The following is a 12,091-nucleotide window of genomic DNA, read 5'->3' as shown; positions in this document are numbered from 1 at the left end:
CGCGGATCCAGGCATGACCGAAGAAGCCGAGCGCTGGAAAGAAAAATACCTTAAAAGCATCGAACAGCAGGAAAAGCTCGAGCGTCGCTGGGACGCTCGGCTCGACTTGCTGCGCCGTGGCCTGGTGCGCAGCACCCTGGCGGCTGAAGGCAGCGACAAGGTCGTCGACCAGTGCATGAAGGAAATGCGCGAGGTCATCCGCAGCGACAACATGGACGCCGGCCTTGCCGGCCTGATTCCGCGCCTGGAAAAGGCGGTGCTGGACTCCGAGCAGCGCCGGGAAACCCGCATGAATCAGGTCAGTGATGCCCTGAATGCGCTGGTTACCCAGCTGCAAGCGTTGCCGTTGCCTGGTGACGTTGCCCGGCCTCTGAAAAAACTGGCGAAGAAGCTCGATGGTGGTGTTGCTCAGTCACGTGAACTGCCACCCTTGCTGGGTGAACTCAGTGGCCTGCAAGGCCGCGCCCTTTCTTCCCTCAGCAAGGCGGAGGACGAGGCCCGGCCGGGGTTGCTGCAGCGCCTGTTCGGTAACCGCGATAACCAACCGCAGGTAGAAGACGCTGTAGCTGCACAAGCTCAGCCGGAAATCGCCCCTGCCGCAGCCCAACCGCAGCCAGATGGGCCTGTGCTGGTGGACTTGCCGCCGCGTGATGCGGACGAGCTGCAACCTCTACCGGCGGCGGTGGCTGCCCCGGTGCCAGAAGTGGCCGCTGATGCAGCCGAGCCAGAGGTGCTGGCAGAGCACCATACGGTTGAACAAGAAGATAAACCGAATGCCGTGCTACAGCCTGAGCCTGAGCCTGAGTCCGAGCCAGACGAGCCTGCCGAAGTGCAGGAGCCGCCTGAGCAGCCGGCGGCCGAGGCCCCGGCGACACTTGAAGAAGTGTTCGGTGAGGACGGCCCCTATTCCCTTCCCGATGCGGTAGAACCGCCCTACAGCCAGGTCGCTGCACACATCGAGCAGACCCTGATCGGCCTGCTGGACGACCTCAGCCTGCCTGAACGCCACAAGGCTCAGGCCCTGGAGATGCGCGAGCGGGTGGCACGCGGGCTGAACTGGTATGAACTGATCCCGGTCCTCGATGACCTGGCCGTGCTCATGCTGGCGATCACCGACAGCGGGCAGCACGAATTCGAGACTTACTTGCAGCAGCTCAACGAACGCCTCGAAAGCTTCCAGAGCCACCTGCACGAAGCCAGCGCCGGCCATGCCGACAACAGCTCCGCTGCGCGCGAGCTGGACAGCCAGCTGCGCGAACAGGTGGATGGCCTGCAAAGCAGTGTGCAGGGTGCAGCCGATGTGGACAGCCTCAAGCACATTCTGGAGAACCGCCTGGAAGGGCTGCTTGGCACCATGGACGAGCACCAGCACGAGCGTGATCGCCGCGAGCAGGAGCTTGCCGGCCGCCTGCAGGGCCTGGCCGAGCGGGTGGCCAGCATGGAACAGGAAGCGCTGGGCTATCGCGAGCACCTGGAAGAACAGCGGCAGAAGGCGCTGATCGATCCATTGACCGGGTTGCCCAACCGTGCGGCCTGGACCGAGCGGGTCGAGCAGGAAATGATCGACTGGCAGGAGCACGGTGGCCATCTGGCCATGGCAATTCTCGACCTGGATCACTTCAAGCGCATCAACGACAGTTACGGCCACCTGGCCGGCGACAAGGTACTGAAAATCGTTGCCGACCAGCTGCGCAAACGCCTGCGCGCACGTGATTTCATTGCCCGGTTTGGCGGTGAAGAGTTCGTGCTGCTGCTGCCGCAGACGTCGCCGGCAGCCGCTGCTCAAGTTGCCGAAGTGCTGCGCGCGGCGATCGAGGCCTGCCCCTTCCATTTCAAGGGCGAACGTGTGGTCATCACCACATCCATCGGTTTGAGTACCTTCCGTTCCGGCGAGCGTGGCGATCAGGTGCTAAAGCGCGCCGATGCCGCCTTGTACCGGGCCAAGGAGCAAGGCCGTAACCGTGTGGAACAAAGCTGAGCGAGTGGCTTGCGCGCGCATACGTTATGCTATTGCGTTACTGCCTGATTACCTTGGCTTCCTACATGAAAGCGCTATTTTCTGCATTGCTGCTGATGCTGCTGGCCGGTTGCTCTACCGGCCTGCGCATCGACCGCAGCCACCCTTCCGCCAACCAGGACAACCGTATCCAGTTCGTCGTCCTGCATTACACCAACGCCTCGCTGGAGCGTTCGCTGGCATTGCTGACCCATGGCGAGGTCAGCGCCCATTACCTGATCGGTGACGGCCCGGGCACGGTCTACCAGCTGGTCGATGAGAACCGTCGCGCCTGGCATGCCGGTGACAGTCAGTGGCAGGGGCGCACCTGGCTTAATTCCAGCTCCATCGGCATCGAAATCGTCAACCCGGGGTTCGACGAAACCGCCAATGGCCGTGTCTGGTACCCCTATAGTGAGGCACAGATCCAGTCGTTGATCGCGTTGCTCAAGGACATCGTCAAGCGCAACAACATCGAGCCGCGGCACATCATCGGTCACAGCGACATTGCCCCCTCGCGCAAGCTCGACCCAGGCCCGCTGTTCCCCTGGAAACGTCTGGCGGATGCAGGCCTGGGTGTCTGGCCCGAGCCCACTGCCGTCGCCCGCCAGCAGGCTTACTTCAACGTCAATCCACCGACCATCGGCTGGTATCAGCAGGAGCTCGCGCGCTTTGGCTATGCCATCCAGCAGACCGGGCAGCTCGATGTAGCCACGCGGCACGTCATCGCAGCCTTCCAGATGCACTTCCGTCCGCAGCGTTTTGACGGCATACCGGACGCGCAGACTGCGGCGATGCTGTCGGTGCTCAACCGCATGCGCTAGGGCGAATTGCATTCGGGCGCCAAACGGCAAAGCCGATTCTCATTCCAGTTGCTATACCTTGTTAATCAACTGGATGCTGCCCATGTCTGCCCTGATTTCTGCGTTGCGCCAATTTTTTTACCGCCCCTGGATGCTGGCCTCCTTGGCAGCATTGGCCAGCGCCGCAGTATTGCTGACCGCCAGCATCGGTATCGCGCTGCAGCAGATGAAGGAAAGCGAGAGCGCGCAGATGAACGCCCAGGGCGAGCGCTTTCTCGACCGCCTGGAGCAGGTGTTCGGCCAGCTGCGCGAGGGCGTGGACGAACTGCAGGCGCAATCGCTGCGCGGCTGCAGCCCGGCGATGATTTCAGTGTTGCAGCAGGTTGGCCTGGGGTCGCGCTTCATCTATGAAGCGGCTTATGTAGATGCCAATGTCGCCTGCTCAAACCGGGGTGGAGCAAGGGCCTTCGTGCCAACCCGAGCGCCGGATATCCAGGGCCCGACCTACAGCTACTGGCTCAATACCACCACTGAACCCAACGAAAACCTCGCCGCCTTGATGCTCGCCCGGGGTAATTTCCTGGTTTCCACCTCACGCGGGCACCTGACCGATGTGGTCGACCTCCCACCGGGCGGCAGCTTGCTGGTGGTGCTGGATAACGGCACCCGCGCTATTCCGGTGCTTGGCCCGCCCCAGGCCTGGCCGCCGACCAGCGGCTGGCCGCCTCCCAGCCAGAAGTCATTGTTCGAGCTGCGCGACAGGCTGGTCTATCGCATGCCGACCAAGTCGCCGGACTACCAACTGGTGCTGATCGCCCCGCGGGCGAGCCTGCCGTTGCGCATGAACGGCATGCTCTGGTTGCTGTTCCCGGGCAGTGTGCTGGCGGCTTGCTGCATCGGCTGGCTGGTGTTGCAGCTGATTCTGCAGCGGCGTTCGATGAGTTCCGAGCTGCAGAATGCGTTGCGCCGGGGCGAGCTGCAGGTGCTGTACCAGCCGATCATCGAGCTCGACAGCCGCCGCTGTGTCGGTGCCGAGGCCCTGGTGCGTTGGCGGCGCCCGGATGGTTCGCTGACCAGCCCGGACTTGTTCATCCCCTTGGCAGAAAACACCGGTCAGATCCGGCAGATCACCGATTTTGTCCTGCAACGCGTGCTGGAGCAGTTGGGCCAGCTGCTGCGCTCGCATCGCAACCTTTATATATCGGTGAACCTGGCCGCTTGTGATGTGATGGTTCCGCGCATTGGCCGGGTGGCGGCGCGGCTACTGGCGCTGCACCGCGTCGCGGCCAGCCAGATTGCCTTCGAAGTCACCGAACGCGGTTTGATCGATGTGGTGGTGGCGCGGGATAACCTGCAAGCCCTGCGTGCGGTCGGGCACCAGGTGCTGATCGACGATTTTGGTACGGGCTATTGCAGCCTGGCCTACCTGCAGACCTTGCCAGTGGACTGCCTGAAGATCGACAAGGCGTTCATCGATGCCCTGGGGCACGACGCTGCCAGCAGCGGTGTGGCACCGCACATCATTCGCATGGCCCATGACCTGCATCTGCGGGTGATTGCCGAAGGCATCGAGTGCGAGGCGCAGGCAGTGCTGCTCAACAGCGAGGGGGTGAACTATGGGCAGGGCTGGTTATTCGCCCATCCGCTCAATGCCCGGCAGTTCGCCGAACTGGTGACCCGCGGCCGGCAGCCACGGCGGGCGCGGATCGATGATGAGCCCTGAGCGCAGACGGCGTCAGACCGGCAAGGCCATATAGAACTGTGTGCCCTGCCCCGGGCGAGAAAACACGCCCATGCGCCCGCCATGCAACTGCACGATCTCCTTGCACAGAGCCAGCCCCAACCCAGCGCCGCCTTTCTTGCGCCCAACCTGCACGAACGGTTCGAAGATCCGCCCCTGCTGGCCATAGGCGATGCCCTCACCATTGTCCTCGACACTGATGATCACCCGCTCCGCGTGCCGCCGTGCATGCAGACGGATGCGACCGCCATTGGCGGTATGGCGAATGGCGTTGTGCAGCAGGTTGTCCAGTACCCGGTCGAGTTGAGCTATGTCGGCCTGGATGCGTGGCAGCGGCGGTTCCAGTGCCTTGATCAGTTCGATCTGCTTGTTTGCGGCCTGTTCGCCAAAGCGCAGCTGAGCCCTGTCCAGCAATTCGTCGATGGCGCACGGGGCAAGTTCGAGCTTCTGCAAGCCGCTCTGGTAGCGCGAGAAATTGAGTAGGTCGTTGATCAGCTGGGTCAGGCGCTGCATTTCCTCGCCGATGGTTTCCAGCAGATCGCTTTCGCGAGCCTCGGGCGGGAATTTCAGCCGCTCGCGCAACAGGCCGAATGCCATGTGCATACCGGTCACCGGGGTGCGCAACTCATGCGAGGCACGAAGCACGAACTCGCTGCGAACGCGCTCGAAGGCGCGTTGCTCGGTGACATCGTGCAGCACCATCACCGCGCCCAGAATCGGCCCTTGCGGATGGCTGACCGGGGTCAGGCTATAAGTCAGCAGGCGGGATTCCTCATCGACCTCGATGCTCAGGTCATCCGGTGGCCGATCCAGGCTGCCGCCACGCAGTACCTGGCGCAGTTGCTGCTCCAGTTCCGGGCGCTGCAGGGCTTCGGCCAGGCCACTGCCGACGCGGCTGTTGTTCCAGCCGAGCTGCCGTTGGGCGACCGGATTGAGGTGCTCGAGGTGCCCTTGGCGATCGATGATCAGCAAGCCATCGTCGATGCTGTCGAGTACGGCCTGCAGGCGCTGCTGACCGGCCAAGAGTTCATCGACATTGGTTGCCTGGTGCTTGCGCAGGGCATCAGCCATCAACCCGAAGCGGCGGGTCAGCTGGTTGAGTTCGATGGCCTGGGTGACCGGCAAGGTGATTTCAAAGTCCCCTTGGCCGAGTTGGTCGGCTGCCTTGGCCAGGGCTTCGATCGGCTGGCCGAAGCGGCGGGCGATATTGTGGGCGGTAACGAAACCGAGCACCAGCACCACCAGCCCCATCAGGCCCAGCACGCCGCTGACCAGCAAGGCACGGTCACGGGTGTGCTCTTCGCTGCGGGTAATTTGATCGAGGGCCTGCTTGTGCGAGTCGATCAGGTCGGTGCGCACCTGGTTGAAAGCCGCGCCCAGTGGTTGTTCCACACCCATGCTGCGGGCCGGCGCCGGGCTGTCGCGGTAAGCCTGCAGGAAAGCCTGGTAGTTGCTGCTGGCCTTGCTGAAACCTGTGCGCTCGCCGCCTTGTGCCAGGCCCTGATTGAGCAGCGCCTGGAAGTTGTCCTGCAGCGCGCGCAGGTTATCCGGGGCAGTGTCTGCGTCCAGCAGCAGTGTCAGTTGCTCGCCAAGGTTTTGCCGCAGCTTCAAGCCCACTTCCAGCGCATGGGTGGTTTCGCGCACCGACTGCTGCTGCACCGTGGCCATCTGCAGCACGCTTACCAACCCCAGTAACAGGCCCAGCAGGGCCACGGTCACCAAGGCCGAGATGCTGAGGAAGAGCCGCGTGCGCAGCTTCATCGGCAGCCTCACAGGTTGTACTGCTTGCGCTTGCGGTAGAGCGTGGACGCGTCGATACCGAGGGTCTTGGCGGCCTGGTCGAGAGTATCGCTGGCGGCAAGCACCGCGCCGATGTGCGCGCGTTCCAGTTCATCCAGGCTCATGGCCGCGCCAACCCGGGGTGCATTGCTGGTGGGTTGCTCGCCCATGCCCAGGTGGGTGATCTCGACGCGTTCCTGCGGGCAGATGATGCTGGCGCGCTCGATCACGTTACGCAATTCGCGGATGTTGCCCGGCCAGCGATAGTTGAGCAGCGCGCTGCGCGCCTCGTCGCTGAAACCACGGGCCGGGCGGGAGTATTCCTTGACGAAGCGGGCCAGGAAGCGGTCGGCCAACGTCAGGATGTCCTCGCTGCGCTCGCGCAGCGGCGGCAGATGCAGGGTAATGACATTGAGGCGGTACAACAGGTCTTCGCGGAAGCGGTTCTCGCGCACCATGTCGTCCAGGTTGAGGTTGGTCGCCGCGAGAATGCGCACGTCGGCGCGGCGGGTGACCGGGTCGCCGACCCGCTCGTATTCCTTGTCTTGAATGAAACGCAGCAGCTTGGGCTGCAACGTCAGGGGAAAATCGCCGATTTCATCGAGAAACAGTGTGCCGCCGTCCGCCTGGTTGACGCGCCCCAGCGTGCTTTCACTGGCACCGGTAAAAGCCCCGCGGGTATGGCCGAACAGTTCACTCTCCATCAGCTCGGCATTCAGCGACGGGCAGTTGATGGTCACACAGGCCTTGCGCGCCCGTTTGCTCCAGCCATGGATGGCGCGGGCCAGTTCGCCCTTGCCGGTACCCGACTCGCCGAGGATGAGGATGTTGGCATCGGTAGTGGCCACCTGGCGGGCAGTTTCCAGCACGGCCATCATCGCCGGGCTGTGCGAGTCGAGGCCGTCCTTGGGCTTGCGCACTTCGCCTTCGAGGGCTTCAAGGCGCGCCGAGAGCTGGCGCACCTCAAGTTGCTTGGCAGTAGCCAGGCGCAACTGGTCAGGGCTGCAGGGTTTGACCAGATAATCGGCGGCGCCGGCCTGGATGGCATCGACTGCGGTGTCGATCGCCGAATGCGCGGTGACGATCACCACCCGCATCCACGGTGCCTGAATGCGCATTTGCGCCAGTACGTCGAGGCCGTTGTCCTCGCCCAGGCGCAGGTCGAGGAAGCACAGGTCGAACACCTGGCGCTGCAGCAAGGCGTCAGCCTGCGCGGCGCTGTTGGCCGTGGCCACGCTATAGCCTTCGTCTTCCAGGCAGTAGCGGAAGGTGCGCAGGATCGCGGACTCGTCATCCACCAGCAGAATGCGGCCTTGGTTGTCCTGGGCTGATTCCATTTCCTGCGCTCCTTCGGATAGTTCTTTAATTAGTGTGGGGAAAATCGGGCAAGTTGCACGGTCAATTGTGAAGGATTCGGTCCTTTGCATGCTAGCCAATGGCCAATTCGTGCTGTGACGCTGGATATCTCGCTGCTTTGCTTAGAGCAACACGCTGGCACATTGGTTGCGAGGATTTTCAGCTTTTGCCAACTAAAAGGAGGTACACCCGTGTCCCCTACCATCCGTATGGCCGTGTTGGCGGCCGCCCTGCTGTCCATTTGCACACCTGCGTCTGCCGACCCTGTTCAGGACGCTCGCCTGGAGGGCTCGCTGCAAACGGCGCTGGCCCTCAACCGGATGCTCAACCCGTTTCGCATCAAGGTTGAGGTCGATGGCCCGCAGGCTCGCCTTTCCGGTGAAGTCGAGAACGACGTCGAACGCAAGCTGGCCGAGCATGTAGCACTGGCCACACGAGGTATCGAGCAGGTCGATAACCAGTTGCGGGTCAACGCCGAGCTGGTCGATCGCCCGCTGGAGCTGCGTGCTTATGCCCAGCGGCTGGAAGATGCGACCTTGGCTGCCGTGATCCGCGCCCGGTTGCTGTGGAGCAAGACCACGGAAAAAGCGCCGATAGAGGTGCAAAGCAGTGAAGGCGTGGTGACGTTGCGCGGCAAGGTCGACAGTGCCGAGGCCAAGGAATTGGCCGGCGTGGTGGCGCGCACCAGCGACGGCGTGCACCTGGTCAACAATCTGGTCAGCCTGGATTCTGCCGCCATGGCCAAAGCGAGGGAAAACCCGTCAGGCGTCACCAGTGGACCGCAGCCGAGCGACAGCTGGGTGGTCGACAAGATTCAGACCAGCTACCGCTTCAGCCGCAATCTGGACGGCCTGAATATCAAGGTGGCGAGCGAACAAGGCATGGTTCGGCTTACTGGTGAGGTTGTCAGCAGCGAACAGAAGACCATCGCCGTGGATATCGCCCGGGAGATCATTGGAGTGCGGGGTGTAGACGCCGATCTGCTGAAAGTGGCGACCAAGGTTGAGGGCTGAATCGTGCAATTCGCACGACGCCAGCGAGGGCATCGTGCAGGATACGCGCTCAATCGCCAACCATTGTTAATTTAACTTATTGATTTATAAGGATTTTATTTAAATTTAAAGGCTGGCATGCAGGCTGCAATTACCTGTTCAGGTTTGAATAGAAAAATTACAGCAGGAGAAGCCGGCATGAACCGCCCATCCGTCAACCGCTCGCTGAATGCCGCACTGCCCGTGCACCAGTTTCTGTTGCTCGGGATGGCGTTGCTGCTGACCTTGGCCGCTGGCCTCTTTTACTACAGCTGGCAGACCGCGCGCCTTGCCGATCAGGTCGCAGCGCAAACCGCGCTGCTGACGCAGATTCAGGCGACCCGCGCCAACACTTTGGTAAATACCGCCGAACCTGCCGGGCAGCGGCCTGCCGCCAATACCTCGCCGGCAACTGTGGATAACGTCGTGCCCCAGCAGCGCTGGGTGTTCTGAGACGCCGGACCGATTTCAAAAAAAGAAAGGAGAAGCATCATGCTTAGCTGGGCTATCACTTTCCTCATCATCGCCATTGTCGCCGCAGTGCTTGGCTTCGGTGGTATCGCTGGCGCCGCTACAGGTATTGCGAAGATCCTGTTTATTGTCTTCCTGGTCCTGTTCGTAGCCTCCTTCTTCTTTGGACGTGGTCGAGGTTGAAGATGAGCAGGAAGCTTTGTACAGCCGTAGCTGCCGCCGCCTTGATGTTGGGCGGCAGTGCAGCGGCGCTGGCGGCCAATGATGGCCAGGTCCGGGTCGAGCAGTTGCTCGGCTCGGACCCCGAATACCGGGAAACCTGGCAAGACACGATCAAGGGCGAGGAACGCTTGCCCGATTGGGTAATCAACCTGAGTGGCAGCGGCCAGGAGCAGATGTCTGCGGTTACTGAAGACGGCGACAAGTATCTGGTCGGCCCGCTGTGCGAATCGCCGCAGAACTGCACCTACAAGCGCCTGATCGTGGCGTTCAGCTGGGACAAGGACGACGCCTACGGGATGCTCGTGGAAGTGCCCGAAGGCTTGCCGAGTGACAAGTCGCCAACCCGCCATGCGCAGTACCGCTGGCTGGGCAAACCGGACGACGGCATGAAGGTGATGTTGCAGGAGCAACTCAAGCGCGATCCGAAGTGGTACTGACCAGCGGTCGCACACTGTCACGCAATAGAAGCGGAACCTTTCTATCTTTCTCGCTTCTATGATGCGCCGCCCCGAGGAGGGGCAGCGCATGACCAGGGGGCCGGGCTGTTCTGATTGTTGCAGGATCGGAGTGGCCTAGGGGTACAGGGAGTACCTCCAGGATTGGGCCGGGTCAGGAAAAGGCAGAATCGGAAGCATCAGGTCGGGGGTGTCTGACAAACACCGGACCCAGGCCTGGCTTCCGAGGCGCCACATCCTCATTTAGCAGTTCCTTTTCGGTTTTTGCTGATTCCTTTCAGGTTCTGACCTTCAAGACACATTTTGTCTTGACCGTACATCAATTTTTTTTCGCTCGATACGGGGGCCGCACAAGTGTCATTTCGGCCATTCGGATTGTCGAACAAGCCGTTTTTATCCCCGCCTATACACCGCCAAAACTGCCTAAATATGGCGGTTTGGTCTTGTTCGGATTTCCGAACGTTATAAATCAATGACTTACGTGCGGCGTATTTTGATCTGAATGCCTATGCCGTATCGGTATGGGGTATGCGTTTCCGGCATTAGATTTCAGCCTTCCCCATCGCAATAGTTGCCGCCTTTTTCGCTGGCCCGAGCGCCCTGTCGCTCGCTCGCGGTGTCCTTACACGAGGTCCCCGGACGGAAGCCAAAAGCTCCCCGTGACGTTGCCAACGGCTCTGTTACGCGCTTTTCCGGTCGGTGCCCGTGACCACTAGAACAAAGGGTAAAGACATGAAGAAGGCAAAACTGAGCCTCGCCTGGCAGATCGTCATCGGTCTGGTCCTGGGCGTTGCAGTCGGCGCGCTGCTGAACCACTTCAGCGCGGAAAAGGCCTGGTGGATCAGCAACGTCCTCCAGCCCGCCGGTGACATCTTCATTCGCCTGATCAAGATGATCGTCGTCCCGATCGTGATTTCGTCGCTGATCGTGGGTATCGCCGGGGTTGGCGATGCGAAGAAACTGGGCAGCATCGGCCTGAAGACCATCCTCTACTTCGAGGTCGTGACCACCATCGCCATCGTGGTCGGCCTGGTATTGGCCAACCTGTTCCACCCGGGTGCCGGCATCGACATGAGCACCCTGGGTACCGTCGACATCTCCAAGTACCAGGCCACTGCGGCCGAGGTGCAGCATGAACACGCGTTCATCGAGACCCTGCTCAACCTGATCCCGTCGAACATCTTTGCAGCGCTGATGCGTGGCGAAATGCTGCCGATCATCTTCTTCTCGGTAATGTTCGGCCTCGGCCTGTCGAGCCTGCAGGCCGACCTGCGCGAGCCGCTGGTGCGTACCTTCCAGGCCGTGTCGGAGACCATGTTCAAGGTCACCCACATGATCATGAACTACGCCCCGATCGGTGTGTTCGCCCTGATCGCCGTGACCGTCGCCAACTTCGGTTTCAGCTCGCTGCTGCCGCTGGCCAAGCTGGTACTGCTGGTGTACTTCGCCATCGCCTTCTTCGCCTTCATGGTGCTGGGCCTGGTAGCGCGCCTGTTCGGCTTCTCGGTCATCAAGATCATGCGCATCATGAAAGATGAGCTGATCCTCGCCTACTCCACTTCCAGCTCCGAAACCGTGCTGCCGCGTGTGATCGAGAAGATGGAGAAGTACGGTGCGCCGAAGTCGATCTGCTCGTTCGTGGTACCGACCGGCTACTCGTTCAACCTCGACGGTTCGACCCTGTACCAGAGCATCGCGGCCATCTTCATCGCCCAGCTGTACGGCATCGACCTGTCCTGGAGCCAGCAGCTGCTGCTGGTGCTGACCCTGATGGTCACCTCCAAAGGCATCGCCGGCGTACCGGGCGTATCCTTCGTGGTGCTGCTGGCGACCCTGGGCAGTGTGGGCATCCCGCTGGAAGGCCTGGCCTTCATCGCCGGTGTCGACCGCATCATGGACATGGCCCGTACTGCCCTGAACGTGATCGGCAACGCGCTGGCAGCCCTGGTGATTGCGCGTTGGGAAGGCATGTACGACGCCGCCAAGGGCGAGCAGTACTACGCCTCGCTGATGGCGGACAAGCAGCAGGCTGCGGTGGTTGGCGAGCCAGCCAAGCGATAAGCCAAACCTGCTGAACCAGAAAGCCCCGACTTGTCGGGGCTTTTTGCTGTCTGTGGGGGCCTCATCGCCTGTAGGAGCGGCCTTGTGTCGCGAAAGGGCTGCGCAGCGGCCCCTCATTTGTGCTTTAACGCCGAAACCATGGGGCCGCTCTGCGGCCCTTTCGCGACACAAGGCCG

Annotated in this window: 10 protein-coding genes; 8 read left to right on the top strand and 2 right to left on the bottom strand. The window is 61.8% G+C overall.

Annotated elements, in window-relative coordinates:
- The first annotated feature begins 13 nt into the window (after positions 1 to 13).
- From BUQ73_RS25770 to BUQ73_RS25760, 3 genes are all read left to right on the top strand, one after another.
- Positions 14 to 1,978, top strand: coding sequence for a GGDEF domain-containing protein (locus BUQ73_RS25770; protein ID WP_079230204.1), 1,965 nt, complete (start codon positions 14 to 16; stop codon positions 1,976 to 1,978).
- 65 nt (positions 1,979 to 2,043) lie between these two features.
- The gene (locus BUQ73_RS25765) at positions 2,044 to 2,820 is read left to right on the top strand and encodes an N-acetylmuramoyl-L-alanine amidase (protein ID WP_152031612.1); all 777 of its coding nucleotides are present in this window, start codon (positions 2,044 to 2,046) and stop codon (positions 2,818 to 2,820) included.
- 82 nt (positions 2,821 to 2,902) lie between these two features.
- Positions 2,903 to 4,522, top strand: a complete 1,620-nt coding sequence (locus BUQ73_RS25760) for an EAL domain-containing protein (protein WP_027917195.1) — start codon at positions 2,903 to 2,905, stop codon at positions 4,520 to 4,522.
- 12 nt (positions 4,523 to 4,534) lie between these two features.
- On the opposite strand, the gene BUQ73_RS25755 is transcribed toward BUQ73_RS25760, so the two are convergent.
- Both BUQ73_RS25755 and algB read right to left on the bottom strand, forming a co-directional pair.
- Positions 4,535 to 6,301: a KinB sensor domain-containing domain gene (locus BUQ73_RS25755; RefSeq protein ID WP_079230203.1), complete on the bottom strand. Its 1,767-nt coding sequence runs from the start codon at positions 6,299 to 6,301 to the stop codon at positions 4,535 to 4,537.
- Between the two features lie 8 nt (positions 6,302 to 6,309).
- The gene (algB, locus tag BUQ73_RS25750; protein WP_079230202.1) at positions 6,310 to 7,656 is read right to left on the bottom strand and encodes a sigma-54-dependent response regulator transcription factor AlgB; all 1,347 of its coding nucleotides are present in this window, start codon (positions 7,654 to 7,656) and stop codon (positions 6,310 to 6,312) included.
- A 228-nt stretch (positions 7,657 to 7,884) separates the two neighbouring features.
- On the opposite strand from algB, the gene BUQ73_RS25745 reads away from it, so the two are divergent.
- From BUQ73_RS25745 to gltP, 5 genes are all read left to right on the top strand, one after another.
- The gene (locus BUQ73_RS25745) at positions 7,885 to 8,688 is read left to right on the top strand and encodes a BON domain-containing protein (protein ID WP_079230201.1); all 804 of its coding nucleotides are present in this window, start codon (positions 7,885 to 7,887) and stop codon (positions 8,686 to 8,688) included.
- A 177-nt stretch (positions 8,689 to 8,865) separates the two neighbouring features.
- On the top strand, positions 8,866 to 9,159 hold the full coding sequence (locus tag BUQ73_RS25740) for a hypothetical protein (protein WP_079230200.1): 294 nt from the start codon (positions 8,866 to 8,868) through the stop codon (positions 9,157 to 9,159).
- A gap of 39 nt (positions 9,160 to 9,198) precedes the next feature.
- Positions 9,199 to 9,360 carry a DUF1328 domain-containing protein gene (locus BUQ73_RS25735; RefSeq protein ID WP_003252966.1) on the top strand — a complete coding sequence of 54 codons (162 nt, stop codon included), beginning with the start codon at positions 9,199 to 9,201 and terminating at the stop codon, positions 9,358 to 9,360.
- A 2-nt stretch (positions 9,361 to 9,362) separates the two neighbouring features.
- Positions 9,363 to 9,836, top strand: coding sequence for an inhibitor of vertebrate lysozyme family protein (locus BUQ73_RS25730; protein ID WP_079230199.1), 474 nt, complete (start codon positions 9,363 to 9,365; stop codon positions 9,834 to 9,836).
- A gap of 750 nt (positions 9,837 to 10,586) precedes the next feature.
- Positions 10,587 to 11,915, top strand: coding sequence for a glutamate/aspartate:proton symporter GltP (gltP, locus tag BUQ73_RS25725; protein ID WP_027917201.1), 1,329 nt, complete (start codon positions 10,587 to 10,589; stop codon positions 11,913 to 11,915).
- Positions 11,916 to 12,091: the final 176 nt, after the last annotated feature.

This window comes from Pseudomonas putida, from assembly GCF_002025705.1.
Taxonomy (GTDB): Bacteria; Pseudomonadota; Gammaproteobacteria; order Pseudomonadales; family Pseudomonadaceae; genus Aquipseudomonas; species Aquipseudomonas putida_J.
The sequence above is the reverse complement of the archived record's forward strand: the minus strand, read 5'-3'. Positions and strand labels throughout refer to the sequence as shown.

Excerpts from the sequence above, each read along its gene's own strand:
- BUQ73_RS25770 (WP_079230204.1), top strand. The coding sequence starts at position 14 with ATGACCGAAGAAGCCGAGCGCTGGAAAGAAAAATACCTTAAAAGCATC.
- BUQ73_RS25765 (WP_152031612.1), top strand. The coding sequence starts at position 2,044 with ATGAAAGCGCTATTTTCTGCATTGCTGCTGATGCTGCTGGCCGGTTGC.
- BUQ73_RS25760 (WP_027917195.1), top strand. The coding sequence starts at position 2,903 with ATGTCTGCCCTGATTTCTGCGTTGCGCCAATTTTTTTACCGCCCCTGG.
- BUQ73_RS25755 (WP_079230203.1), bottom strand. The coding sequence starts at position 6,301 with ATGAAGCTGCGCACGCGGCTCTTCCTCAGCATCTCGGCCTTGGTGACC.
- algB (WP_079230202.1), bottom strand. The coding sequence starts at position 7,656 with ATGGAATCAGCCCAGGACAACCAAGGCCGCATTCTGCTGGTGGATGAC.
- BUQ73_RS25745 (WP_079230201.1), top strand. The coding sequence starts at position 7,885 with ATGGCCGTGTTGGCGGCCGCCCTGCTGTCCATTTGCACACCTGCGTCT.
- BUQ73_RS25740 (WP_079230200.1), top strand. The coding sequence starts at position 8,866 with ATGAACCGCCCATCCGTCAACCGCTCGCTGAATGCCGCACTGCCCGTG.
- BUQ73_RS25735 (WP_003252966.1), top strand. The coding sequence starts at position 9,199 with ATGCTTAGCTGGGCTATCACTTTCCTCATCATCGCCATTGTCGCCGCA.
- BUQ73_RS25730 (WP_079230199.1), top strand. The coding sequence starts at position 9,363 with ATGAGCAGGAAGCTTTGTACAGCCGTAGCTGCCGCCGCCTTGATGTTG.
- gltP (WP_027917201.1), top strand. The coding sequence starts at position 10,587 with ATGAAGAAGGCAAAACTGAGCCTCGCCTGGCAGATCGTCATCGGTCTG.